Origin of the sequence: Streptomyces sp. NPDC021225, from assembly GCF_044332865.1 — a bacterium.
In the GTDB taxonomy this organism is placed as follows: Bacteria; Actinomycetota; Actinomycetes; order Streptomycetales; family Streptomycetaceae; genus Streptomyces.
This window is the reverse complement of sequence record NZ_JBIRPV010000002.1, coordinates 295754-319182: the sequence shown is the minus strand read 5'-3', so window position 1 is coordinate 319182 and position 23429 is coordinate 295754. Positions and strand designations below refer to the sequence as shown.

Sequence of the window (23429 nt, the reverse complement as noted above, 5' to 3'; positions counted from 1 at the left end):
CACGGGCCGGGGGTCTTCCAGAGTACGGCCCCCCGCCGACAACGTCCGCCGGGTCCGGCGACGACCCGGGCGCCACCCCTACCACACAGGCGAACCATCCGCACATTCACAGCTACGCCGGGTCACCCTTGCGGCACGATGGCGCCATGTCGACTCACCACCCGCAGCGCAGCCGACCGTTCACACTGGAGGACGCCAGTGCGGAAGGCGAGGGGTTGCGGCCCGAAGTGCGGAGGGCGAGCTGGGAGCAGCTGCGCGCCCTCGCGCATGAAGAACGCTCGCGCTCAACGTTGACGCACAGCTCTGTCGATGCGGCAGCGGCTGCACGGCCGGACGCCTTCCCTTGGGTCCATCTCCTGCCTGAGGCCGACGTCAACGCCTTCACCGTCGAACTGGCCGACACCATCCGGGCAGCCGACTCGGTCGGCGACAGTGCGCCCGTGGCTCAGATGCTCATCGCATGGCAGCACACCGCCGAGGTCCATTCCGACCCGGAGTTGCTGGCCGCCCTGACCAGGGACCACGGCGAGGACTACGGCCCGGTGCCGGACCCGAGGGACATCGAATGAGCGCGGGTCGGGGAGACCGGGCCGCACCACCGGCGCCGGAAGGCCACTGGGAAGTCCGCTTCGCGGACGCGGCCTCGGCCAAGGGCTGGGAGAGCCTCGGCGAGCAGGCACGCGGGAACCCTAGCGCGCTTGGGTCATCATGCGCACCGACCCCAGGCCGGTCGTTGAGACGTCCCGGCATCTCCTTGGATCCCGATCCTGCGACTGGCCGCCGCTGCTGGGCCCGGCCTTACAGAGGCCAGGGGGTTACCTGGACGATGTACAAGCGCTCCTGTCTTACGACCGTCAGGTACTGGAACATCCCTCCCGGCAGGACTTCCTCCTGCACACCGGGCGACTGCCCCTGGTAGGCGGTGCCGTTCAGGTAGAGAGCGGCTGCCGCGCGGACCAGCTCATCCGCACGTGCTTCGACCTGAGCGACGAAGGCGAGATTCGGCGTCTCGCCGATGACATGGTGGGCGTCTGGGTTGTACTCCCAGCCCCAGTCACCCATGGGCAACCTGCGCGCGTGCAGCCTGCATGATCTCCCGGATCTCATCCATGGCCGCCTGCCACTTTGAGTCCTCTTTGCCGAGCGTCTGAGCGGCGTGCTCGGCAGCGTGCAGGCGCCGTGCCACGTCGGGAAACCGCTCGACCTCGATCACAGTGGCCCACTTGAGCTGAAACATGGCGATGGGCCCGAAGTTGTTGGACTGGGTGGCCATCGTGAAGACCGTGTCCCGCTCGGACGTCATCTCCGCCAGACGGGAGGGCGCGACTTGCGCGAGTGCGGCACGCAGTGCGGGGAAGGTCTTCTCGGGTCTGGGGATGAGCGCCCCACCATCGTGAACCGGCTGCGTGGTCATGTGTCCTCCGCCCTCCAAGGGTGCCCCGATCACCGTACGACAAGCGAGGGTGTCGGATGGGCCGGATGCGCCCTTGGCGCGATTCCGCCAGACCCAAGAGACTCGATGTATACGTTTCACCATATGAGCGATATGCCGCCGACCCTCGACCACAGCCGACCCACCGCCGCGATAACAGACCTCCAACAACCGGCCGAGCCTGAGGAGGCTCTGGCGTTGGCCGATTACCGGGCCCGCCAGGCGAACGGCACGTTCGTAGGCATCCCGCACGAAGAGGTCCGCAGGCGACTGGGGCTGGAACAGACCTGATCTGCCGCCCCCGGTGTGAAGATCTCGCACCGGGAGGCGGCGGATCCGTTCGATGCCGTCACGCGGCCTCGGCCCGATTGAAGGCGGCACCCGCCCCCGGTGCGAGCCACACCAGCCGGGCGGAGACGCCCTTGCGTCGCCCGCAGTGCCACACCGCGCGCTCCGGTGAGCCGAGCGACATCGTCACCGCCCCGCCGACACCGATCACGTGCGCGCTGCCGTCGTCGTACGCCATGCCCCAGGCAGCGACGTGGCCGTCCGCGTGCTCCGTCTCCAGGTCATACTCCTGGACCACGGCGAACATACGAGGTGCGGTGCCGAGCACGAGTGCGCACACCTCCTGGTCGAAATCGAACGACGCGGTGGTGGGTTTTTGGGGGGATACGGTGACCATGGAAGTCTCCCGTCACGAGGAGGAGTTGGGCAGGGCGTACGCGACTAACGGGACCATTCCCCGCCCCCGGGTGTGAGTTACACCATAGCCACGAGCTATGATCCAGTGAACTCAATCGATGGGATACGTCATAACACCCCTCGTGTGGGTGAACGGCACCACGCGTGAGCGAGAGGGAAAGCACGATGGCCCGGATCAAGCTTCCGCCGACCATTCGGCAACGTCGGCTGGGTGCCGAACTGCGTCGGCTACGGGAACAGGCAGAGCTCAACGCCACACAGGCCGGCGTACTGCTCGGTTCATCGCAGTCGCGCGTCAGCAGTATCGAGTCCGGGGGCTACGCGGTGAGCGCCGACCGGGTACGCGCTATGGGGCGGGCGTACGGCTGCGCGGATCAGGCGCTGGTCGAAGCGCTCGCGGAGATGACCGGCGGCCGGACCCGGGGCTGGTGGGACGAATACCGCGACATCCTCCCGCCGAGCATGCTCGACATGGCCGAGTTGGAGCATCACGCCCAGGCCATGCGGGTGGCATCCGTCATCCACATGCCGGGTGTCCTGCAGACCAGGGACCATGCTCACGCGATCATCAGCGCGGTCGAGCCGCCCCTCGCACCACACGAGGTGGAGCACCGGATCTCCCACCGGATCAAACGGCAGGCGGTGTTGCACGGCGAGCAGCCGACCCCGCTGACCGCGACCATCCACGAGGCTGCTCTGCGGATGGAATTCGGTGGCCCTGGCGTGGCCCGCGCACAGCTTGAGTACCTGCTGACGATGAGCGAGCGGGAACACATCACCGTGCTGGTGATCCCCTTCGGGGCGGGCGCCTTCCCCAACTCTGGGCAGGGAATCATCTACTGCTGCGGAGAGGTCACGCGCCTGGACACTGTGCAGCTTGATACGGACCACGGCTCCGAGTTCCTGGACACCCAACCTCAACTCACCTGGTACCGCAGCACGCTGGACCGGCTGGAAGCCCTCGCGTTGAAGCCCGCGCAGTCACGCGACATGATTCGCCGCATCGCGCAGAGCCTCTAGCGAAGGAACGTCTGTGTCCACCTACAACTGGCGGAAATCGTCCTACAGCGGCAACGCGGGCAACTGCGTCAACATCGGCGCCGATGGCAACGGCTGGGTCCACATACGCGAGAGCGACGCACCGGACGTCAAACTCGCCGTCGCCCCCGCCACTTTCCGTGCCTTCATACGCGCGGCCAAGACAGGCGAGTTCGAGCATCTCAGCCCGTAAGGAGCAGGTATGCCCACCGACAACTGGCGGAAGTCGTCGTACAGCCCGAACGCGGGGAACTGCGTCTACATGGCCACAGGGGAAAGCCACACCGTGCGGCTGCGGGAGAGCGACGAGCCGGACGTCATACTCACCACCCGCCCCGCCACGTTCGGCGTCTTCATACGCGCCGTCAAGGCCGGCGCCTTCGACCAGCTCGCGTCGGGCTGAGCCAGCGAGCCCGCCGGGCCCGCTGGCCGCCCCTCCCGTCCCTGCCGGGCGGGCACAGACTCACGCCGCGCGGCGGATCTCCTTGATCTTCAGCATCCGCGTGATGACCTTGTCGAGCTCGTCGTCCTGGAAGACCTTCTTCCAGTCGTCGCGCACGATCGACTCACGCCCGTAGTCCATCGCGATCAGGCACGCGTCCGAGAACGGGTTGTCGCCCTTGAGGGTGTTGGCGAGGGCGACCTGGGTGTGGCCCAGGAGCATCGCGCGGGCGGCGGACTCCGGGACGCCCACCGTGTGGACGGTCTCGTGGAGGGCCTCGGTCAGCAGCGCGCCGACCATGCAGGCGATGGTCTCGACGAGGGTCGGCTCCAGCACGGCCAGCTGCTTGACGGTGACCCAGTGGACGTCCACGACCGGCGCGTACATGGTGCGGATGACGGTCTCGGTCAGCTCGCGGGCCACCTCGTCGTCGGACTCGAACGCGGCGACGACCTCCTGGGGCGCGGCGATGCCGCCGAAGGTGTCGGCCCACTCCTCCTTGGTGGTGCGCTCCAGGAAGACCGAGGGGTGACAGGGGTGCGCGCAGGCGTTGGAGACGTCATCGCGGCGGGCGAGCAGGCCGGCGTAGGCGGCGGCCGGGTCGAGGGTGAGGACGACCGAACCGGGCTTCATCACCGGCACCAGCGCCTCGGACACCGCGCCGAGGACGCGGTCGGGGACGGCCAGGATGACGACGTCCGCCTCGGCGGCGGCCTTGGCGGAGTCGACGACCTCGCGGCCGAGCTCGGCCAGGATCTCCTGGCCCTTGGGGGAGTTCTCGCTGAACAGAACGCGGAAGTCGCTCTTCTCGAGGTTCGCCGAGACGCGCAGGCCCATCTTTCCGGCGGCGCCGACGACGGCGACGGTCTTGGGCTCATGGGCGGTGGGGGTGGTCATGAGGCGCTCCTCATCAGGGTGTTCAGGGTGGTGACGCTGTGCTTGGTCCACGCGTCTTCGAGTCGGGCGGTCTCCTCGAAACCGCCCTGCCACGGGAGCCAGTGCTCCACGATCTGGTTGACGCCCCGCTCCTCGGGGCGGACCGCGCCGACCATGTGGCCGTAGTCGAGCAGGCCTTCACCCAGGGGGCAGCCGGCGAAGGTGAAGCCGACCCACCCGTCGCGGCGGGTGAAGGAGAAGTCCTTGACGTGGATGTTGACCACGTACGGGGCGGTGCGGTCGATGACGTCGGCGGGCCGCTCCAGGCGGGCCACGCTGTTGCCGGGGTCCAGGCAGACGCCGAGGTGCGGGCTGTCGACCCCGGTGACAACGGCCAGCAGGTCGTCCGTGGAGACCTGCTCGTACGTTTCCAGCCCGAGAGTCACGCCGCGCTCGGCGTACGCGGGCAGCGCCTCGCGCAGCAGGGCGACGGCCTCGTCCACGGTCGGCCGGTGGTCGTTGGTGTTGAGCATGGAGCGGACGAAGGTCGCGCCCAGCTTGTCCGCCAGGTCGAGGTACTTCAGCAGATGCGACGGGCGGACCCCGCGCGTGCCGAGTTCCAGTTGGATGCCGAGGTCGTCGGCCATGGTGCGCACCTCCGCGAGCTGCGCGTCGTCGAACGTCTCGATCAGCGGGTAGTCGCAGATCTGGAAGACCCCGACGCCCAGTTCCCGGGTGCGGTGCAGCAGGTCCGGCAGCGTCAGGCGCTTGGGCGCCTTGCCAGAGATCTGCCAGAAGTAGGCGTACGTGCTCAGGCCGAGGGCCATCTCACACACCCCCCGCCACAGGCGTCCCGTGCAGGGCCAGCGCCTCGTCCAGGATCTGTTCGAACGCCGCCGGGTCGTGCGCGAAGCGGCCCAGGAAGAGCCCGCCGACCTCCCGGCCGAGCCGGGTGAGGAGCCCCGGGCCCGCGCTGCCGCCGTACACGACGCGGCTGCCGGCCAGCGGCTCCCGCCCGTCGAGCCATGCGGACAACGCCGCGCACACCGCGCGGATGTGCTCGGGCGAGGCCGGTTCGGGCGCGCCGATGGCCCACTGGGGCTCGTACGCCACGATCAGCGGGCCGAGCGCCCCCGCCCGCTCGGCGTCAGCCAGAGCGGACTCGACCTCGGCGACGCAGCGGGCGGCGGCCCGCTCGGCGTCGGTGCGCTCGGGCTCGCCGACGCACAGCACGGGCGTGAGCCCGTTGCGCAGCGCGGCGGCGGTCTTCGCAGCCACGACCGCCTCGTCCTCGTGGAAGAGGCGGCGCCGCTCGGCGTGCCCCACCTCGGCGTAGCCGCAGCCGATCTCCTTGAGCTGGGCGCCGCTGACCTCGCCGGTGTACGCCCCGGTGTCCTGGGCGCACAGGTCCTGGGCGCCGACCCGCACCCCGGTGCCGGCCAGCAGGCCGCCGGCCGGAACGAGGGTGGGGAAGGAGGGGAGGACGAAGACCTCGGCCAGGCCGCCGGTGACGGCCGGGTGGCGGTCGGCGATGTCCGCGATGCGGCGGCACCAGTTGAGCGTCTCGTGGTGGCCGAAGTACATCTTGAGACTCACGCCGATGGTGACGGAGGCGGGTCGGGGCATCAGGCGGCCGTGCCCTCTTCGTACGCGCACATCAGCTCGACCTTGGCGGCCGACGCCGAGGTGGTGTCGAAGCGGTAGGTGAGCCACTCGCGCACCAGGCGGCGGGCCAGCTCCAGGCCGACCACGCGCTGGCCGAAGGTGAGGACCTGGGCGTTGTTGCTGAGGATGGCGCGCTCGACGGAGAAGCTGTCGTGGGCGGTGACCGCCCGGATGCCCTTGACCTTGTTGGCGGCGATGGCGACGCCCAGACCCGTGCCGCACACCAGCAGCGCGCGGTCCGCCTTGCCCGCCGCGACCAGCTCGGCGGCGGCGATGGCGACCTTGGGGTACGCGGTGTGGCCGTCGGCGTCCACGCCCACGTCCTGGACCGACTCGACCAGCTCGCTGGCCGCCAGGTCCGCCTTCAGGATCTCCTTGTAGTCGTAACCGGCGTCGTCGGAGCCGACGACGATACGGAGCTTGTCGTTCATCTGAGCCATCTCAGCTTCCATCTCAATCGTTCTTCGCAGCGAGTACGCCGTGCACGGCGCGGGCGATCAGGGCCAGGGACACCGCACCGGCGTCCGGGGTGCCCAGGGACTTCTCCGCGTGCGGGCGGGCGCGGCCCAGGCGCGGGAGGAGTTCGGCGGTGGCCTTGGCGGCGGCCTCGGCGGCGGTGGCCGCGGCGTCCCAGGCGGCGGCGAGGGGCCGGCCCTCGGCCACGGCCTCGCCGAGCGCACCGGCCAGCGGGACCAGTGCATCGACCATCGTCTTGTCGCCGACCTCCGCCTTGCCGAGCCGCATGACGCCGTCGGCCGCGGCGGTCACGCCCCTGCTGACGGCGGCCGCGTCGGGCCGTTCCGTGTCGCCGAGGGCGGTGCCGACCTGGCGCAGGATGACGCCCCACAGCGCGCCGGAGGTGCCGCCGGCCCGGTCGGCCCAGGCGTCGGCGGCGTGGCACAGCAGGGTGCCGGCGCCCGCGCCGAGGCCCTGGGCGCGGCGCCCGGCCTCGTACGCGGCCTCGGAGCCGCGCCGCATGCCGATGCCGTGGTCGCCGTCGCCCGCGACCGCGTCGATGCGGCCGAGCTCGTCGGCGTGCGCGTCGATGGTCCGTACGACCGCGGCCAGCGCGTCCAGCGCCGTACGGGCCGCGGCGCGCGACTCCTCGCTCGCCTCGGGGACGGTGGTCTGCTCGGGCTGCTCCTCCGCAAAGCCCTCGGAGCTGACACTGGCCGGCTCCAGTGCCCCCTTGCGGTACGCGGGGGCGTCGGCCGGGGCCGTCCACAGCGGCTCCAGCTCCTCGTCCAGCCAGAAGAGGGTGAGGGAGACGCCCGCCATGTCGAAGCTGGTGACGAGCTCGCCGACCTCCGGGTCGACGGCCTCCACGCCCGCCTCGTCGAGCAGCCGGGCGACCCTGCGGTAGACCACGAACAGCTCTTCGTACTTGACCGAGCCGAGGCCGTTGAGGATCACGCCCGCGCGCCGCCCGCGCGGGGTGTCCACGCCCTCCGGCAGCTCGGCCAGCAGCGTGGAGACCAGCAGCTCGGCCGCCTCGTCGGCGGTCGGGACCGCCGCCTCGGACAGGCCGGGCTCGCCGTGGATGCCCAGACCCACCGCCATCCGGCCCTCGGGGACGGTGAACAGCGGGGCGTCGGCGCCGGGCAGGGTGCAGCCGGAGAAGGCGACGCCGAACGAGCGGGTGCGGGCATTGGCCAGCCGGGCGAGGCGTACCACCTCGTCCAGGGGCAGGCCCGTCTCGGCCGCCGCGGCGGCGGTCTTGAACACCGCGAGGTCCCCGGCGACGCCGCGGCGCTTGGCGGACTCCTCGGGGGCGGCGCTGGAGATGTCGTCGGTGACGACGACCGTCCGGCAGTCGATGCCCTCGGCGTTCAGCCGCTCCTCGGCCTGGCCGAAGTGCAGCACGTCACCGGCGTAATTGCCGAAGGTCAGCAGCACCCCGCCGCCGCTGTGCGCGGCCTTGGCGACCTGGTGGACCTGCTGGGCGGAGGGCGAGGCGAAGACGTTGCCGACCGCCGCGCCGTGTGCCAGGCCCCGGCCGACCAGGCCGGAGAAGGCGGGGTAGTGGCCGGAGCCGCCGCCGATGACGACCGCCACCTGGCCCGGGGCCGTGGGGGTGGCGCGGACGACACCGCCGGGGACGCGCCGCACCCATCTGCGGTGGGCGGCGACGAAGCCCTCCAGGGCCTCGTCCGCGAAGGCGGCGGGGGTGTTGAACAGTCGAGTCATGGCGGGCGGCCTCCGGGCCGCGGGTGAGGGGTGGTGAGGGGTGGTGACGGCAGGCCGGGCGGTGGGTCAGTGCCCGGTCGCGATCAGCTCCTGTTCGGCGTCCGCGGCCTGCGGGAGGGGCCGGGTGGAGAGCCAGAGCATCAGGGCGGACGACAGGAGCATGAAGCCGCCGACCACGAAGAGCGGGAGGTAGTAGGAGCCGCTGAAGTCCTTGAGCCAGCCGGTGATGTAGCTGGCGGCGAAGCCCGCGACGTTGCCCATGGTGTTGATCAGGGCGATGCCGGCGGCCGCGGCGGCTCCGGTGAGGAACTGGGACGGCAGCGACCAGAAGGTGGGCAGCGCGGCGAAGATCGAGCACGCGGTGACGGTGATGACCGCGATGGTCGCGCTCGGTGACCCCATGTAGAGGGCGAGCGGGATGCTGATCCCGCCGAGCGCCGCCGGTCCCGCGACATGCCAGGCGCGGACGCCGTGCCGGGTGGCGTGCCGGGACCAGAAGAAGAGGGCGATGGCGGCCGGGAGGTACGGGATGGCGGTGATCAGGCCCTTGTCCAGCACGGAGAAGTGGGTGCCGTACTGGTCCTCGAAGCCGCTGATGATCGTGGGGAGGAAGAACGCCAGGGCGTAGAGGCCGTAGATGAAGCCGAAGTAGACGAGGGCGAGGACCCAGACCCGGCCGTTGGTGAACGCGGCCTTGAGCGCGCCGCGCCCGCCGTGTCCGGAGGCTGCCTTCGCGCCGCCCGTCTTCGTGCCGTTCTCGCGCGCCAGCTCGGCCGTGAGCCAGTCCTTCTCCTCCCGGGTCAGCCATTTCGCGTCGGCCGGCCGGTCGATCAGGTAGAACCAGGCGATGACGCCGAGCAGGATCGCGGGGATGGATACGCCGAGGAACATGAAGCGCCAGCCGTCCAGGCCGAGCACCCCGTGCTGGTTGATCAGCAGCCCGGCCAGCGGGGCGCCGATCACCGTGGTCAGCGGCTGGGCCAGGTAGAACAGCGCGAGGATCTTGGTGCGGTGGCGGGCCGGGACCCACTGGCTGAGGTAGAGGATCGCCCCGGGGAAGAAGCCCGCCTCGGCGACGCCGAGCAGAAAGCGCAGCCCGTACAGCTGCCCGGTGCTCTGCACCCAGGTGAACAGCAGGGAGACGATCCCCCAGGTGACCATGATCCGGGCCAGCCAGCGGCGGGCGCCGAACCGGTGCAGGGCCATGTTGCTGGGTACTTCCAGCAGGATGTAGCCGATGAAGAAGATGCCGGAGGCGAGTCCGAACTGAGCCGCCGAGAGGCCGAGGGCGTCACCCATGCCGTTGGGCTCGGCAAAGGAGACCGCGGTCCGGTCCAGGAAGTTCACGAAGAACATCAGGGCGACGAAGGGGACGAGACGCCGCGAGACCTTCTTCACGGCCGATCTCTCTACGTCCCTGATGACGGGGGTTGGGGCGACGGTGCCCATGGCGGCTCCTGACTGAGCGGACGGCGTTGTCCTGTGGGGTGGCTACACGCTAGGTCACGTTCCGAAAATTGGTCACCAATTAACCAAAGTGATGTGTGTCGCTTTTGAAACCCTTGACGGGCGGACCTCCAGCACCTACGGCAACACTGCCGCCCCGGGCCGTCCGCCCTGGTGATGTACTAGGGCAGCCATGTCCGAGGACCTGAGTCCATGAGGGGAAACGCCACGTGAGCGCCGAGCCCGACCAGCCGAACTTCACCGCGCTGCTGCGCCCGGTCGTCCGGGAGTCATCGGTGAGCGAAGTGGCCAAGCGGCTGCTGGACCACCTCTCCGAGGGCCACCTGAAGCCCGGCACCCGGCTGCCCGCCGAGCGCCAGCTGGCGGAGGCACTCAACGTCGCCCGTTCCAGTGTGCGGGGTGCGCTCTCGGCGCTCGATGTGCTCGGCATCATCGAGATCCGCCCCGGCTCCGGCTCCTACGTACGCGCCGGGACCTCGGAATTCCTGCCCCGGGCCATCAACTGGGGCCTGATGCTCGGCCAGCGCCGCACCCATGACCTGGTCGAGGTGCGCACCTTCATGGAGGCGATGTCCGCCCGGCTGGCGGCCGAGCGCGCGGAGGAAGCGGACGTCGAACGGCTCGAGGCGCACCTGGAGCGGATGCGGGAGGCGGGCGGCGACGTCACGGCGTTCATCGACGCCGACATCGCCTTCCATCTGGAGACCGCCTCCATCGCCCGGAACACCGTCCTCAGCGACATCCTCCACAGCATCCGCTCGCTGCTTCAGGTGTGGATGGAGCGCGCGGGCGACATCGAGGGCACGGTGGCCGGGACGCTGAAGGAACACGGCGCGATCCTCCAGGCCATCCGCGAGCGCGACCCGCAGGCGGCGGAGCGGGCCATGGCGGAGCACATGCACTGCGCGAGCGAGCGGCTGTGGTCCTCGCTGAGCACGGAGGAGAGCGGCACTTCGGGGTAACGCTCCGGGCGGCGCTTCGGGCTGAGCCACCGTATTGGCCCATCCCAAGGCGCGGCGGGCGCACCATGTGACCAGACTGAGGCACATGGCAGAGCGAGAGCGGCGTACCGCTCCCCCGAAGGCGGACCACGCACCCCGCAGGACCGGCGCGGCGGAGGCGGCCGGCCGCGCCTGCGAGCGGCTCGCCGCTCTGATAACCCACCCCGCCGAGGGCGTCAGCGCCGTGTGCCGGGTCGAGGACGGCTGGCGCGTCAGCGTGGACGTCGTGGAGGTCGCCCGGATCCCCGACACCACCAGCCTGCTGGCCACCTACGAGGTGGACATCGACGAGCGAGGTGAGCTCCGGGAGTACCGGAGGGTCCGCCGCTACCGGCGCGGCTCAGCCGACGACTGCTGACCGGCCCGGGCAGGCCGGGCGCATCCGGCCGGAGTCCAGGCCGAGCCATCGAAAGGACGCTCCGATCATGGCCCCCACCTACGCCCCCACCCACACCGACGACGTCGTCTGCATCTCCCGCTCGGGCAACCTCTACGACGTCCTCGAACTCATCCTCGACCGCGGCATGGTGATCGACGTCTTCCTCCGGGTCTCCCTGGTCGGCATCGAGATCCTGAAGGTCGACGCCCGGATCGTCGTGGCGAGCGTGGACACGTACCTCCGCTTCGCCGAGGCCTGCAACCGCCTGGACCTGGAATTCGACCGCAGCAGCACGACCGTGCCCGAACTGCTGGGCGCGGGCAAGGCCGGCCTCGGCAAGAAGGTGGCCAAGAAGACGGCCAAGAAGGCGGTGGAGACGGTGGGCGGCAAGGTCAAGAAGGCCGTGACCGGCCGTGACGAGGAGGACGAGGACGCGGAGGACGAGGGCATGGAGGAGGGCCGGGACGAGGACCGGTACGAGGAGCGCCGCCCGCGGGGGCGTGCGCCCGCCCGCCCCCGCCACCGCCGTACCGAGGACGAGGAGGACTGACCCCATGGCCGCACAGGGCGTGTACGTCTACGGCGTCGTCCGCGCCGCCCACCCGGTGCCGCCCGGCCACACCGGTGTGGGCGCCGGCCCGGCCCCGGTCCGTACGCTCCGCGCCGGGGAGCTGGCCGCCGTGGTCAGCGACGCGCCGCCCGGTCTGCGCGCCAAGCGGCGCGACCTCCTCGCGCACCAGGGCCTGGCACTGGCGCTGGCGGCGGACGGCCCGGTGCTGCCCATGCGCTTCGGGATGATCGCCCCGAACGAGGAGTCGGTGCGGGGCCAGTTGGCCGCCTCCGAGCGTGCGTATCTCGCCGCGCTCGACCGTCTCGACGGCCGGATCGAGATGAACCTCAAGGCCATGCCGGTCCAGGCCGGGCTGCCCGCGCTGATCCGGGAGAACCCCGAGGTGGCCAGGGCGCGCGCGGCCGCGCGCCGGTCCCCGGGGTACGAGGCCAGCGTGCGGCTGGGCGAGGCCGTGGCGCGGGGGCTGGCCGGCCGGGCCGCCGCCGCGTCGGCCGCGGTGGTCGCCGAACTGTCCGCGGTGACGGTGGAGCAGGTGCGGGGGCCTGAGGTGCCGGGGTGCGTGCTCAACGTCTCCTTCCTCCTCGCCCGGGATGCGGAGGACCGGTTCCGGGCCGTGGTGGAGCGCTTCGCGGCGGCCCACGACACCCACGTCGAGCTGCGCCTCACCGGGCCGCTGCCCTGCTACAGCTTCGCTGACCCCACCTCGGGCACCCCCCGGGGGAATCGCGTGGCGAGCGGAGCGTGACATGGGATTGCTGAGCGGGCTCGTCCTCCTCCCCATGGCGCCCGTCCGGGGGGTGGTCTGGATCGCGGACTGCCTGGTGGACGCCGCGGAGCACGAGCTGCACGACCCGGCGGTCCTGCGCGCCAGGCTCGCCGCGCTGAACGAGGACCTGGAGGCGGGGGCGATCAGCCCCGAGGAGTTCGAGCGAGAAGAGGACCAGCTGCTCGAAATGTTGGAGCGGTCGGTTCCGTCCCTACCCGTGAGGCACCGGTGAGGCGGCCGTGATCGATCCCGAGCTGACGGGCAGGACCCCGCTGGGCACCGCCCCGCCCACCGCCAACCTCGCCGAGATCCTGGAACGGGTGCTCGACAAGGGCATCGTCATCGCGGGCGACATCAAGATCGACCTGCTCGACATCGAACTGCTCACCATCCGGCTCCGGTTGTTCGTGGCGTCGGTCGACACCGCCCGCAGAGCCGGAATCGACTGGTGGGAGACCGATCCGGCGCTCTCCTCCCGCGCCGCGCGCGACGCCCTCGCCGAGGAGAACACACAGTTGCGCAAGCGTCTGGAGGCGCTGGAATCCGGCGGCGACGTGGGTCAGCTGAGCCCCGTCGGCGGCGAGGAGAGGAGGGACGGATGACGTCCGAGCAGCTCAACGAGCAGTCCCCCGAGCAGACGCCCGGTCAGCTCCCCACGGTCACCTACGTCTTCGCCGTCTGCCGCCGGTGCGACCCCGCCGCCCTGGTCGGGCTCCCCGGGCTCGACGCCGCCGCCCCGGTCCGTACGCTCGCCGCGGGCCCGCTCACCGCCGTCGTCCAGGACGTCTCCGCCGTCGACTTCGCTGAGGACGCGCTGCGGCAACGGCTCACCGACCGCGACGAGCTGGAGCGCTGCGCCCGCGCCCACCATGAGGTGATCATGGCGGCGTCGGCCGTCACCCCGACCGTGCCGCTGCCCTTCGCCACGCTCTATCTCGGCGACGCACGGGTCCGCGCCGCCCTGCGCGAGAAGGAGGTGTCCTTCCTCGCCGCCCTCGGCCGGTTGACCGGCCGCGTGGAGTGGGGGGTGAAGGTCTACACCGCCCCCGCGCCCCCGACCTCCTCCCCCGCCCCGCCACCCGGCGCCGGGCCCGGCGCCGGGCCCGGCGCCGCGACGGGCGCCGCGACGGGCAGTGGCCGGGCCTATCTCGACCGGGTACGCAGCCGCCACCAAGGCCGCGAACAGCGCCAGAACGAGGCGCTCCAGGCCGCGGAGCGGGTGGACGCGGTCGTGCGGGGCCTCGCCGTGGCCGCCCGGCGGCTGCGCCCGCACGGGGTCGAGGTCACCGGGGCGCACCGCACCCACGTGCTCAACGCCGCCTATCTGATCGACAGCGCCCGCGAGAGCGAACTGCGCACCGCGCTGGAGACCCTGCGCCGCGAGGAGACTGCCGTCCAGATCGAGCTCTCGGGCCCGTGGGCCCCGTACTCGTTCGCCGACGCGTCCGGCGGGAGCGTCCCCCGATGACCGTCGCCACCTGGGGAAACGCCCCGGCGGAAGCGCACGGGCCGATCGGTGTGCCGCTTGTGGACCTGCTCGACCGGGTGCTGGCAACCGGTGTCGTCATCAGCGGTGACGTGGTCATCGCCATCGCCGAGGTGCCCCTCGTACGCCTCTCCCTACACGCCCTGCTCTCCTCGGTCAACGAGCGCGTCCCCGCCCCCTGGACCGACGGCGGCCCGCTGTGACCGACGGCGGCAGGCTCGATCTCGACGCCGACACGGTGGGCCGCGACCTGGTCGCCCTCGTCCTGACCGTCGTCGAACTCCTCCGGCAGCTGATGGAACGCCAGGCGCTGCGCCGGATCGACGCCGGCGGGCTCGGCGACGAGCAGATCGAACGCATCGGCACCACGCTGATGCTCCTGGACCAGCGCATGGCGGAGCTGTGCGCCCAGCACGGCCTGCGCCCCGAAGACCTCAACCTGGACCTCGGCCCGCTGGGCACACTGCTCCCCCGGGACTGAATCACTGCACGATCACGAACTTGTTGCCGTCCGGGTCGCGGAAGCCGAACATGGGCGGCACGGGGTCGCCCCATCGCTTGACCTCTGCGTCCACATCGACGCCGCGGTCCCGCAGCGCGGCGTGGTCGGCGTCGATGTCCTCGCTCGTGAGGATGATGCCGGTCTCGACGCCCGGCGACTGCCCCTCCATCGGCAGGATCAGCGAGATCGCGGCCGCGCCGCCGGTCGGCGCCACCTCGATCCAGCGGAGGCCTTCGCCCATGGGGATGTCCGCGCGCTTCTCGAAGCCGAGCGTGCCGACGTAGAAGTCCAGCGCCCGGTCCTGGTCGGCGACCGGGACGGCCACCCTGCCCAGCTCGGTGATGCGGGTGCTCTTGGTGCCCTTGCTGCTCTCGGTCATGCTGCTCTCCCTGGGGGAATCGGTTCTGCTTGTAGGACCGCCGGGCCCGGCGGAACTCATCGCCTCCCGCGCGAGGAGTGTTCTTGACCTTCAAGCCGGATGAAGCCCGACAATCGCGCCCATGGACGACAACGACGCCACCGGGAGCGCCGACGGCACCCAGGCCCTGCTGAGCATCGGAGCGTTCGCCCGGCAGGTGGGGCTGGCGCCGAGTGCGCTGCGGTTCTACGACGACTGCGCGGTGCTGCGCCCCGCCCGCGTGGACGCGGCGACCGGCTACCGCTACTACGCCACGGACCAGCGGCCGCGCGCCGCGCTGCTGCGCCGGCTACGGGAGGCCGAGCTGCCGCTGGTCGACGCGGCGGCCGTCCTGGACGGGCCGTACGAACAGGCCCGCGAAGTGCTGCGGGCGCATCTGAGCCGGACCCGGGAGACGGCCGCGGTGGCACGCGCGGCGATCGAGGAGATCCTGCGCGAGCTGCCGGGGGGTACACGCCGCGCGGAGGTCCGCGTCGGCGGGGCCGAACTGGCGGGCGCGGTGCGGCAGGTGGGCTCGGCGGTGGCCTCGGGCGCGGCCCGGGAGGAGTTCCCGGTGCTCGGCCGCGTCCTGGTCGAGCTCGACGGCGAGGAGATCCGGCTGGTGGCCACGGACCGCTACCGGCTGGCCGTACGAGCGCTCCGGCCGCTGTCGAGCGCGGGCGAGCCGTGCGAACTGCTCTGGTACATCGACGAGTTGCGGGAGGTGGCCGCCTGGGCCCGGCGCCTGCCCGAGGTCACCGTCGAGGTCGAGGGGCGGCACACCCGGCTACGGGGCGGCGGCGAGTGCCGGGAACTGCCGGGCTCCGACGAGGTGTTCCCCGCCTACCGGATGGTGCTGGACGGCCTCGGGGCCGCCCGGCACCGGGTGCTCGCCGACCGCGCCGCGCTGCGGCGGGCCGTCGCGGACCGCCTGGACGCCGGCCACCGGGCGGTCGTCCTGGCCACGGCCGGAGACGAGCTCCTGATCTCAGGCACCGGGCCCGGCGGACCCGACGCGACCGCGCTGCGCGCCATCTGCACCGGGCCGCCGCCGCGGATCGCCTTCGACCCCGCCGTACTGCTCCCGGCGCTCGACGCGAGCGTGGGGCCCGATGTGCTGCTGGAGATCGCGTCCGCGGCGCAGCCCGTCGTCGTCCGCTCCGCCGACCAGGGGAGCTTCACCACCCTGGTCATGCCGGTGCGCACCACCCGCGCCACCGGCTGAAGCCCCGCCCTCAGCCGTGGTCCCAGGCCCGGGGCCGGGTCAGGGCCTCCCACTCGGGCCTGAGCAGGGACAGGGCCGCGAGGTCGTGACGGCTCCCCCGGTGCACGCACGCACCGCGCCGCACCCCCTCCTGGACGAAGCCCGACTTGGCGAGTGCGCCGAGAGCGGCGGCGTTGGTGAGGTGCGTGAACGCCTCCACGCGGTAGAGCGGCAGCTCACCGAGGGCGAAGTCGACCAGTGCGTCGACGGCGTCGGTGCCGTACCCCTGACCGCGCCAGGCCGGGTCCAGCACCAGGCAGACCTCCCCCCAGCCGTCGACGTATTCCTGCTCGATGAGGGCGATATGGCCGATGGGCGTGCCGTCCTCCAGCAGCACCAGGAAGTCGTCCCGGGACTGGTTGTCGATGTCCCTTTCGATCCGCTCCCGGCACGCGGACAGGGCCCTCGGCAGGAAGCCGGCCTCATGGGCGATCACCGGATCGGACTGCCATCGGTGGATCAGCTCCGCGTCGCCCTCCTCCAGATATGCGAAGCGGACACTCCTGCCCCGCCAGCAGATCACGCGCTGTGCATCCGTCCCCATCTCGTCTCTCCCCCGTTCGATGTCGTGTGTCCGGGGGCGCAAACGCCCGGCCCGGCGCGCTCGCTGGGAGTGCGCCGGGCCGGCCCTCTGCCCCTCACCCCCACGAAGGGGCAGCGGCTTCATTATTCGACTGTCAGCTGTTCTCCGGCAGCCATTTATTCGGTGGCGATGGCATTCAGCACATTCATCCGGCCCGCCCGGAACGCCGGGAGCAGGGCGGCGACCAGGCCCACCACGGCCGAGCCGATGAAGACGGTGATGATCGTCGGCCACGGGATCTCAAGGGTCTTCAGGCCCTCGAGCGCCAGCAGCTTCTGCGCCGTCGCCCCCCAGCCCATGCCGAGGCCGAGGCCCAGCAGGGCGCCGAACAGCGCGATCACGACCGACTCCAGACGGATCATGCGGCGCAGCTGACGGCGCGACAGGCCGATGGCGCGCATCAGGCCGATCTCCCGGGTCCGCTCGACGACCGACAGCGCCAGGGTGTTCACCACACCGAGGACGGCGACGATGATCGCGAGCGCCAGCAGGCCGTAGACCAGGTTGAGCAGCTGCCCGATCTGATCCTTCATCATCTTCTTGTAGTCGGTCTGGTCCCGGACCTCGACCTGCGGAAAGCCGTCCAGCTGGGCCTTGAGGGAGGCGTAGGCCGCCTTCTCCTGGCCGTCCTTGGCGGCCGCGAGCATCATCGCGTTCACCGGCATCTCGTCGGCCGGGATATAGCGCTCGGCGGTGGTGATGTTGACGTACTTGGCGCCCTTGTTGAGCGAGGTGTCGTCCGAGGTGATGGCGGCGACCTTGAGCTTGGCCGGCTTGCCGCCCTCGAAGGCGACGGTGAGGACGTCGCCCACCTTCACCTTGTGGTCCTCGGCGAAGCCCTCGCCCACCGAGATGGCGTCCTTGCCGTAGGCGTCGGAAAGCTTGCCGTCGACCACGGGGGTGCGCAGGTCGTCCGCGAACATCGGGTCGGCGGCGACCAGGTTGTCGGTGCTGGTCTTGCCGTCGGGCGTGGTGATCTTGGTGTCGTTGAGGTTCTTGACGTCGGTGACGTGGTCCACGCCCTTCGCCTGCTGCACCGCCTTCTCGATCTGCGCGTTGAACGTCTTACCAGGCTTTGCCTGGATGATGAAGTCCGCGCCGACCGACTTGTCGAGCTCATCGCTGGCCGAGGCGACCATCGAGGAGCCGACCACCGACAGACAGGCGACCAGCGCGAGGCCGATCATCAGGGCGGCGCCGGTGGCGCCGGTGCGCCGGGGGTTGCGCAGCGCGTTCCGCTCGGCCAGGCGGCCGACCGGGCCGAAGATCCGCAGGATGACGGCGGCCAGCACCCGGACCACCAGGCCGGCCAGCAGCGGGCCGATGACGATGAAGCCGATCAGGGTCAGCACCACGCCCAGGCCCAGGAACATGGACCCTTCGGTCGCCTTGTCCGCGTTCGCCGCGGCGACCAGGCCCGCCGTGCCCGCCGCCGTGAGCACCAGGCCGATCACGCCCCGGATCCGGCCGGCCTTGGCGTCGGCCGGGGTGCCCGCGTCCCGCAGGGCCGCCATCGGGGAGATCTTCCCGGCGCGGCGGGCGGGGATGTACGCGGAGATGAGGGTGACGACGATGCCGATGGTGAGGCCGATGATGGGTGTGGCCGGCTTCACCGTCAGCTGGTCGGTGCTGATGTTCAGGCCCTGGCTGCCCATGATCTTCATCAGCCCGATGGCGAGGCCCACGCCGGCCAGCACGCCGAGCACCGAGCCGATGACGCCGAGCAGCAGCGCCTCGATGAGCACCGAGCGGTTGATCTGCCGGCGGCTGGAGCCGATGGCCCGCATCAGGCCGATCTCGCGGGTGCGCTGGGCGACCAGCATCGAGAAGGTGTTGACGATGAGGAAGATGCCGACCAGCACGGCGATCCCGGCGAAGCCGAGCATCGCGTACTTCATGATGTCGAGGAACGAGCCGACGTCGTTCTTGCCCTCCTCGGCGGCCTCGGCCTTCGTCTGCACCTTGAAGCTGTCGCCGAGGGACGCGACCACGTTCTTCTTCAGCTGCTCGTTGCTGACGCCGGGCTGGGCGGTCAGGGCGAAGCTGGTGTACGCGTCGGAGCGGCCGAGCAGCTTGCGCTGCGCGGTCTCGTTGTCCGTGTAGACGATGGTGGCGCCGGGGTTGGTCACCTTGAAGGTCGTCAGGCCGACGATCTTGGCGCTGAAGTCGCCGGGCACGGCGATGAGCCGCAGCTCGTCACCGATCTTCAGGTGCTTGTTCTTGGCCGTGTCGGCGTCGAGCATCACCTCGGTGGGGCCGCGCGGCTCATGGCCGGAGGTGAGGTCCACCGCGAGCAGCTCGGTCGGGTCCCAGTTGGTGGCGACCGTCGGGGCGCCGGACTTCGGACCGATGTCGTCGTTGTTCTTGTCGACGACGGTGACGGTCTCGGTGCTGATCTCACCGACCACGGACTTGACGCCCTGGACCTTCTTCAGCTCGGCGAGCCGCGACCCGGGGACCGTCTCGATCTTGCCGCTCTGCGGGCCGTTGTGACTGGCGCTCTTCTCCTTGGCCTTGACCGAGACATCGGAGCTGGTGCTCGCGAAGAGCTGGTCGAAGGTGGCGTTGGTGGTGTCGGTGAAGACCAGCGTGCCGCAGACGAAGGCCACCGACAGCAGGACGGCGATGGCCGACAGCGCCATGCGTCCCTTGTGCGCGAAGAAATTGCGCATCGAGGTCTTGACGACGGTCATGACACCCGCCCGCGCGCGTCGAAGCTCTTCATCCGCTCCAGCACCAGCTCGGCGGTGGGGTTGTGCATCTCGTCGACGATCCGGCCGTCCGCCAGATACAGCACCCGGTTGGCGTACGCGGCGGCGACCGGGTCATGGGTGACCATCACGATGGTCTGGCCCAGCTCCTCCACCGAGCGCCGCAGGAAGCCCAGCACCTCGGCGCCGGCCCGGGAGTCCAGGTTTCCGGTGGGCTCGTCACCGAAGATGATCTCGGGGCGGGCGGCGAGGGCGCGCGCCACGGCGACGCGCTGCTGCTGACCGCCGGAGAGCTGGTTCGGCCGGTGCTTGAGCCGCTCGGCCAGGCCGACGGTCTCCACCACCCGGTCCAGCCAGGCGCGGTCCGGCTTTCGGCCCGCGATGTCCATGGGCAGCGTGATGTTCTCGATCGCGTTGAGCGTCGGGAGGAGGTTGAACGCCTGGAAGATAAAGCCGATCCGGTCGCGGCGCAGCTGGGTGAGCTTCTTGTCCTTGAGCCCCGTGATCTCGGTCTCGTCGATGAAGATCTGGCCGGAGGTCACGGTGTCGAGACCGGCAAGGCAGTGCATCAGGGTCGACTTGCCGGAGCCCGAGGGGCCCATGATCGCGGTGAACTGGCCGCGGGCTATGTCGACATCCACATGGTCGAGCGCGACCACGCGGGTCTCGCCGGAGCCATAGGACTTGACCACCTGGCGTGCGCGGGCGGCAACAGCCGTATGTCCTCCACTGCCCCCGGTCTTGGGAATCGATACAGCGGTTGTCACGGTGACTCTCCTCAGTCGTCTTCTTCTTCGGCTCTTCAGACGGTTCTTCCACGAGCCCGGTTCTCCCGGCCGCCCAGTTCAAGGATGAGCCAGGCGCGGGGGGTGGCACGATGGTGCCTGGCTCCCTGTCCATGGGGGTGCTAGCCATACCCCCTCGGTCCGGTCGGCCAGAGCAACACTAGAAGCGTCCCAGGTCGGACACCTCCTCCGGCGGTACGAACCCCGGGTAGGAGGAAGGGGTGGATGTCCCCTAGGGGTGTGAGACCTGAGACGGATCCCGTCTCAGGGTCAAGACTGTTCCCTCACGTCACGGGAGGTTCAAGTCCGCTGTTCCACGGCCTGGACGCCCGCTTCCCTCCCGCGATCCCGCATGAAATGGTGGGTAGTACAACAGTATTTGCGGGCAGCGAGTGTGACGGGCAGCGCAGCACGGCAGCCGGCCGGCTCGGCCGGGGAGGGAGTGCGCACGGTGGGCGGCACCGCACGACGGCGGACGGACCCGGACACCGGACCCCCTACCCCGGGAACCACGCCGTCACCCCCCGTACGCCGCCGCCCCGTCGCCGCCGCGCTGATGCTCGGCATGGCGCTCGCCGCGCTCGACTCCACCATCATCTCGACCGCGATCCCGCAGATCGTGGGCGACCTCGGCGGCTTCTCCGTCTTCTCCTGGCTGTTCTCCGGCTATCTGCTCGCCGTCACCGTCAGCCTTCCGGTGTACGGCAAGATCTCCGACACCTTCGGCCGCAAGCCCGTCCTGCTCTTCGGGATCGTGCTCTTCCTGCTGGGCTCGCTGCTGTGCGCGGGCGCCTGGAACATGGGCTCCCTGATCGCCTTCCGTATCGTCCAGGGCCTGGGCGGCGGCGCGCTCCAGGGCACCGTGCAGGTCATCGCCGCCGATCTCTACCCGCTCAAGGAGCGCCCGAAGATCCAGGCCAGGCTCTCCTCGGTGTGGGCCCTGTCCTCCGTGGCGGGCCCGGTCATCGGCGGTCTGCTGGCCGGATACGCCGACTGGCGCTGGATCTTCCTGATCAACCTGCCGGTCGGCGCGGTGGCGCTGCTGCTGATCGTCCGTCATCTGCACGAGCCGGCCCGGGAGGTCGCGCGCGGATCCCGGGTGGACTGGGCGGGCGCGCTCGCGATCTTCGCGACCGGCGGGCTGCTGCTGACCGCGCTCGTGCAGGGCGGGGTGGCCTGGGCCTGGCTGTCCGCGCCGTCGCTCGCGCTGTTCGCGGGCAGCGCGGTGTGCGCGGCCGGGACGGTGTGGATCGAGCGCCATGCCGCCGAACCGATCATCCCGGGCTGGGTCTGGCGGCGCCGTACGATCTCGGCGGTCAATCTCGCGCTCGGCGCGCTGGGCCTGGTGATGATCGCCCCGACCGTCTTCCTGCCCACCTACGGCCAGTCGGTCCTGGGGCTCGGCCCGATCGCGGCCGGGTTCGTGCTGTCGGCCATGACGCTCAGCTGGCCGATATCCGCCGCGCTGAGCAGCCGCGTCTACAACCGGGTCGGCTTCCGGCGCTGTGCGATCACCGGCATCGGGCTGGCCGCGCTGGCCCTGTTCGCCTTCCCGCTCCTCCCCTACCCGGGGGCGGATCCCGGCGCCGCCTGGCAGCCCGCGCTGATCATGCTGCTGCTCGGCGCGGCCCTCGGCCTCTTCCAGCTACCGCTGATCATCTGGGTCCAGTCGTCCGTCCGCTGGGCGGAGCGCGGCACCGCGACCGCCTCCATCCTCTTCTGCCGGCTGGTCGGCCAGAGCGTGGGAGCGGCCGTCTTCGGCGCCGTCGCCAACTCCACGCTGGCCGCCCGCCTCGATGAGGCGCCCGCCGCGATCCGCCCCGGCCTGCCCGACGACCTCGACGGCGTCTCCCGCGCGCTGGAGCACCCGGCCACGCTCACCGACCAGGCCGCCGACTATCTGCGGCGCGCGGTCGACACCGCCGTCGACCATGTGTACGTCGGCTCGGCGGGGGCCGCCGTACTGGCCGTACTGGTCCTGCTGTTCCTCGCCCCGCGCCGGGCCGCCGCCGGGCCGGACGGCGAACACGGCACGGCGGGCACCGGAGGGGCCGAGGGAGCTGAGGGAGCCGACGAGCAGACGCGGACGGCCGGGTAGGGAGCCCCGCCGGGAAAGCCGGTCAGCCCTCCGGCAGCGGCGTGGAGCCGGCGTCCTCGGCGACCGGCCGCCCCGTCAGCGCCGCCAGGCTGCCCCGTACGTGCTCCAGGTGCGACTTGAGCTCCTCACGCCGCTCCACGTGCTCGCGCAGCGTCCGCTCCGTCTCCCGCTCCAGGCGCTCCTCCCGGGCCCGGGCCTGCGCGATGATCTCCGCCGCCTGGGCCTGGGCGTCCTCCTGCCGTAGCCGCGCCGCCTGCTCGGCCATCGCGTACTCCCGCTTGGCCTCGGCGAGCTTCTGCTGCACGCGCTCCTCCAACCGGTCGATGCCCGCGGCCACCGCGGCCTCCCGCTCGGCGATCTCCCGGCCCGCCGCCTCCCACCGATCGCCGTGGTCCCGTTCCAGCTCTGCCAGTACGGCGGCGCTGCGCTGCCGCGTCTCCTTCAGCGCCGACAGGGCCTCGGCCCGCCACTCCTTGGCGTCCTGCCGCGAGGCGGCCCGCAGTTCGTCCACGTCCGCCTGGCACGCCTCCAGCGTCGAGCGCGCGGACGCCTCGGCGGCGGCCCGCACCCGCCCGGCCTCCTCGCGGGCGGCCTCCTCGACCGTACGGGCCGCGGCCCGCGCGGCGTCCCACAGCTCCTGGGCCGAGCCCTCGGCCCGCGCCCGCAGGCTCGCGGCCTCCTCCTCGGAGGCGAACAGAATCAGCCGGGCGCGGTCGCCCAGCGATTCATACGTCTGGGGGGCCAGCTGGACGACCGCCTCGCGCAGCCGCTCGGCGTCGGCGGCCAGCTCATTGCCCAGGACCGTCAGCCGCGCGGCCCGTTCCCACGCCGCGTCGCGCGCGTCGGACAGCTCCGCGAGAGCGCGGTCAACCTGCTCGGGGCGGTAGCCGCGGCCCCGTCCGCCGATGGTGAAACCTTGACGTGACACCGATGCGCCCATCCTTGGAACCCCTTTTGTCCGGCATGCAACCGCTCCGGCGCACATCTTTATAGATCGCGGCTAATCGCCCATAACGCGACACTCCGCCCATCTCCTTCGGTCGGAGATGTCGTGTCCCCCAGATGTCGCCCGAT

General features: G+C 71.2%; 30 protein-coding genes. 16 read left to right on the top strand and 14 right to left on the bottom strand.

The annotated features are described in order from the left end of the window. The first annotated feature begins 146 nt into the window (after window positions 1–146). Complete coding sequence (locus ACH4S9_RS09560) at window positions 147–569, top strand: hypothetical protein (RefSeq protein WP_398370928.1); 423 nt, start codon at window positions 147–149, stop codon at window positions 567–569. Window positions 570–798: 229 nt separating this feature from the next. On the opposite strand, the gene ACH4S9_RS09555 is transcribed toward ACH4S9_RS09560, so the two are convergent. Together ACH4S9_RS09555 and ACH4S9_RS09550 are read right to left on the bottom strand one after the other, a co-directional pair. Then, window positions 799–1062, bottom strand: a complete 264-nt coding sequence (locus ACH4S9_RS09555) for a hypothetical protein (RefSeq protein ID WP_311726291.1) — start codon at window positions 1060–1062, stop codon at window positions 799–801. After that, window positions 1055–1414: a hypothetical protein gene (locus tag ACH4S9_RS09550; protein WP_311726292.1), complete on the bottom strand. Its 360-nt coding sequence runs from the start codon at window positions 1412–1414 to the stop codon at window positions 1055–1057. The genes ACH4S9_RS09555 and ACH4S9_RS09550 overlap by 8 nt, the downstream gene beginning before the upstream one ends. Window positions 1415–1537: 123 nt before the next feature. On the opposite strand from ACH4S9_RS09550, the gene ACH4S9_RS09545 reads away from it, so the two are divergent. After that, window positions 1538–1723 carry a type II toxin-antitoxin system prevent-host-death family antitoxin gene (locus ACH4S9_RS09545; RefSeq protein ID WP_311726293.1) on the top strand — a complete coding sequence of 62 codons (186 nt, stop codon included), beginning with the start codon at window positions 1538–1540 and terminating at the stop codon, window positions 1721–1723. A 58-nt stretch (window positions 1724–1781) separates the two neighbouring features. Here ACH4S9_RS09545 and ACH4S9_RS09540 read toward each other — a convergent pair whose 3' ends face one another. After that, entirely contained in the window at window positions 1782–2117 is a 336-nt protein-coding gene (locus ACH4S9_RS09540) for a hypothetical protein (RefSeq protein WP_398370925.1), read from the bottom strand. Between the two features lie 185 nt (window positions 2118–2302). Here ACH4S9_RS09540 and ACH4S9_RS09535 point away from each other — a divergent pair, with 185 nt between their 5' ends. From ACH4S9_RS09535 to ACH4S9_RS09525, 3 genes are read left to right on the top strand one after another with little or no spacing between them, the layout of a single operon-like run. Further along, window positions 2303–3157 (top strand): helix-turn-helix transcriptional regulator, encoded by an 855-nt coding sequence (locus tag ACH4S9_RS09535; RefSeq protein ID WP_311726295.1) that lies wholly within the window; start codon window positions 2303–2305, stop codon window positions 3155–3157. 13 nt (window positions 3158–3170) lie between these two features. Next, a complete protein-coding gene (locus ACH4S9_RS09530) occupies window positions 3171–3368 on the top strand; it encodes a DUF397 domain-containing protein (protein ID WP_311726296.1) in 198 nt (65 codons plus the stop codon). A 9-nt stretch (window positions 3369–3377) separates the two neighbouring features. After that, window positions 3378–3578, top strand: coding sequence for a DUF397 domain-containing protein (locus ACH4S9_RS09525; RefSeq protein WP_361182984.1), 201 nt, complete (start codon window positions 3378–3380; stop codon window positions 3576–3578). Window positions 3579–3638: 60 nt separating this feature from the next. Here the strand turns inward: ACH4S9_RS09525 and ACH4S9_RS09520 are convergent, their stop codons facing one another. The 6 genes from ACH4S9_RS09520 to ACH4S9_RS09495 form a co-directional block, all read right to left on the bottom strand. Beyond that, window positions 3639–4514 (bottom strand): phosphogluconate dehydrogenase C-terminal domain-containing protein, encoded by an 876-nt coding sequence (locus ACH4S9_RS09520; RefSeq protein WP_385340620.1) that lies wholly within the window; start codon window positions 4512–4514, stop codon window positions 3639–3641. After that, complete coding sequence (locus ACH4S9_RS09515; protein ID WP_398370922.1) at window positions 4511–5320, bottom strand: sugar phosphate isomerase/epimerase family protein; 810 nt, start codon at window positions 5318–5320, stop codon at window positions 4511–4513. Before ACH4S9_RS09515 ends, ACH4S9_RS09520 begins: the two co-directional genes overlap by 4 nt. 1 nt (window position 5321) lies before the next feature. Next, complete coding sequence (locus tag ACH4S9_RS09510) at window positions 5322–6119, bottom strand: triose-phosphate isomerase family protein (RefSeq protein WP_358844954.1); 798 nt, start codon at window positions 6117–6119, stop codon at window positions 5322–5324. Then, window positions 6119–6589, bottom strand: a complete 471-nt coding sequence (locus ACH4S9_RS09505) for a ribose-5-phosphate isomerase (RefSeq protein ID WP_361183216.1) — start codon at window positions 6587–6589, stop codon at window positions 6119–6121. Before ACH4S9_RS09505 ends, ACH4S9_RS09510 begins: the two co-directional genes overlap by 1 nt. Before the next feature lie 22 nt (window positions 6590–6611). Continuing rightward, the gene (locus ACH4S9_RS09500) at window positions 6612–8345 is read right to left on the bottom strand and encodes a dihydroxyacetone kinase family protein (RefSeq protein ID WP_398370920.1); all 1734 of its coding nucleotides are present in this window, start codon (window positions 8343–8345) and stop codon (window positions 6612–6614) included. 66 nt (window positions 8346–8411) lie between these two features. Further along, a complete protein-coding gene (locus ACH4S9_RS09495; RefSeq protein ID WP_398370918.1) occupies window positions 8412–9794 on the bottom strand; it encodes an MFS transporter in 1383 nt (460 codons plus the stop codon). A 227-nt stretch (window positions 9795–10021) separates the two neighbouring features. Between ACH4S9_RS09495 and ACH4S9_RS09490 the strand changes: the two genes are divergently transcribed. The 9 genes from ACH4S9_RS09490 to ACH4S9_RS09450 all read left to right on the top strand — a co-directional run bounded on the left by ACH4S9_RS09490 (window position 10022) and on the right by ACH4S9_RS09450 (window position 14496). Then, entirely contained in the window at window positions 10022–10774 is a 753-nt protein-coding gene (locus ACH4S9_RS09490) for a FadR/GntR family transcriptional regulator (RefSeq protein WP_398370916.1), read from the top strand. An 85-nt stretch (window positions 10775–10859) separates the two neighbouring features. Next, the gene (locus ACH4S9_RS09485; protein WP_311726304.1) at window positions 10860–11171 is read left to right on the top strand and encodes a gas vesicle protein; all 312 of its coding nucleotides are present in this window, start codon (window positions 10860–10862) and stop codon (window positions 11169–11171) included. Window positions 11172–11238: 67 nt separating this feature from the next. After that, window positions 11239–11742, top strand: coding sequence for a gas vesicle protein GvpJ (gene gvpJ, locus ACH4S9_RS09480; RefSeq protein WP_398370914.1), 504 nt, complete (start codon window positions 11239–11241; stop codon window positions 11740–11742). A gap of 4 nt (window positions 11743–11746) precedes the next feature. After that, entirely contained in the window at window positions 11747–12508 is a 762-nt protein-coding gene (locus tag ACH4S9_RS09475) for a GvpL/GvpF family gas vesicle protein (RefSeq protein WP_385340631.1), read from the top strand. A gap of 1 nt (window position 12509) precedes the next feature. Beyond that, window positions 12510–12761, top strand: a complete 252-nt coding sequence (locus ACH4S9_RS09470) for a gas vesicle protein GvpG (protein WP_311726307.1) — start codon at window positions 12510–12512, stop codon at window positions 12759–12761. A 7-nt stretch (window positions 12762–12768) separates the two neighbouring features. Continuing rightward, window positions 12769–13131: a gas vesicle protein gene (locus tag ACH4S9_RS09465; protein WP_398370911.1), complete on the top strand. Its 363-nt coding sequence runs from the start codon at window positions 12769–12771 to the stop codon at window positions 13129–13131. Further along, window positions 13128–13997 (top strand): GvpL/GvpF family gas vesicle protein, encoded by an 870-nt coding sequence (locus ACH4S9_RS09460; protein WP_398370909.1) that lies wholly within the window; start codon window positions 13128–13130, stop codon window positions 13995–13997. The genes ACH4S9_RS09465 and ACH4S9_RS09460 overlap by 4 nt, the downstream gene beginning before the upstream one ends. Beyond that, on the top strand, window positions 13994–14218 hold the full coding sequence (locus ACH4S9_RS09455) for a gas vesicle protein (protein ID WP_311726310.1): 225 nt from the start codon (window positions 13994–13996) through the stop codon (window positions 14216–14218). The genes ACH4S9_RS09460 and ACH4S9_RS09455 overlap by 4 nt, the downstream gene beginning before the upstream one ends. Continuing rightward, window positions 14215–14496, top strand: a complete 282-nt coding sequence (locus ACH4S9_RS09450; protein ID WP_311726311.1) for a gas vesicle protein K — start codon at window positions 14215–14217, stop codon at window positions 14494–14496. The genes ACH4S9_RS09455 and ACH4S9_RS09450 overlap by 4 nt, the downstream gene beginning before the upstream one ends. Window position 14497: 1 nt before the next feature. On the opposite strand, the gene ACH4S9_RS09445 is transcribed toward ACH4S9_RS09450, so the two are convergent. Beyond that, window positions 14498–14896 (bottom strand): VOC family protein, encoded by a 399-nt coding sequence (locus tag ACH4S9_RS09445; protein WP_311726312.1) that lies wholly within the window; start codon window positions 14894–14896, stop codon window positions 14498–14500. A 121-nt stretch (window positions 14897–15017) separates the two neighbouring features. On the opposite strand from ACH4S9_RS09445, the gene ACH4S9_RS09440 reads away from it, so the two are divergent. Next, complete coding sequence (locus tag ACH4S9_RS09440; RefSeq protein WP_398370906.1) at window positions 15018–16139, top strand: MerR family transcriptional regulator; 1122 nt, start codon at window positions 15018–15020, stop codon at window positions 16137–16139. 10 nt (window positions 16140–16149) lie between these two features. Here the strand turns inward: ACH4S9_RS09440 and ACH4S9_RS09435 are convergent, their stop codons facing one another. The 3 genes from ACH4S9_RS09435 to ACH4S9_RS09425 form a co-directional block, all read right to left on the bottom strand. After that, a complete protein-coding gene (locus ACH4S9_RS09435) occupies window positions 16150–16722 on the bottom strand; it encodes a GNAT family protein (protein ID WP_358844960.1) in 573 nt (190 codons plus the stop codon). A 155-nt stretch (window positions 16723–16877) separates the two neighbouring features. Further along, window positions 16878–19454 (bottom strand): ABC transporter permease, encoded by a 2577-nt coding sequence (locus ACH4S9_RS09430; protein WP_398370904.1) that lies wholly within the window; start codon window positions 19452–19454, stop codon window positions 16878–16880. Next, window positions 19451–20239 carry an ABC transporter ATP-binding protein gene (locus ACH4S9_RS09425; RefSeq protein ID WP_311726316.1) on the bottom strand — a complete coding sequence of 263 codons (789 nt, stop codon included), beginning with the start codon at window positions 20237–20239 and terminating at the stop codon, window positions 19451–19453. Before ACH4S9_RS09425 ends, ACH4S9_RS09430 begins: the two co-directional genes overlap by 4 nt. Before the next feature lie 574 nt (window positions 20240–20813). On the opposite strand from ACH4S9_RS09425, the gene ACH4S9_RS09420 reads away from it, so the two are divergent. Then, window positions 20814–22355: an MFS transporter gene (locus ACH4S9_RS09420; RefSeq protein ID WP_398371801.1), complete on the top strand. Its 1542-nt coding sequence runs from the start codon at window positions 20814–20816 to the stop codon at window positions 22353–22355. A 22-nt stretch (window positions 22356–22377) separates the two neighbouring features. On the opposite strand, the gene ACH4S9_RS09415 is transcribed toward ACH4S9_RS09420, so the two are convergent. Beyond that, window positions 22378–23295: a cellulose-binding protein gene (locus tag ACH4S9_RS09415; protein WP_398370901.1), complete on the bottom strand. Its 918-nt coding sequence runs from the start codon at window positions 23293–23295 to the stop codon at window positions 22378–22380. Window positions 23296–23429: the final 134 nt, after the last annotated feature.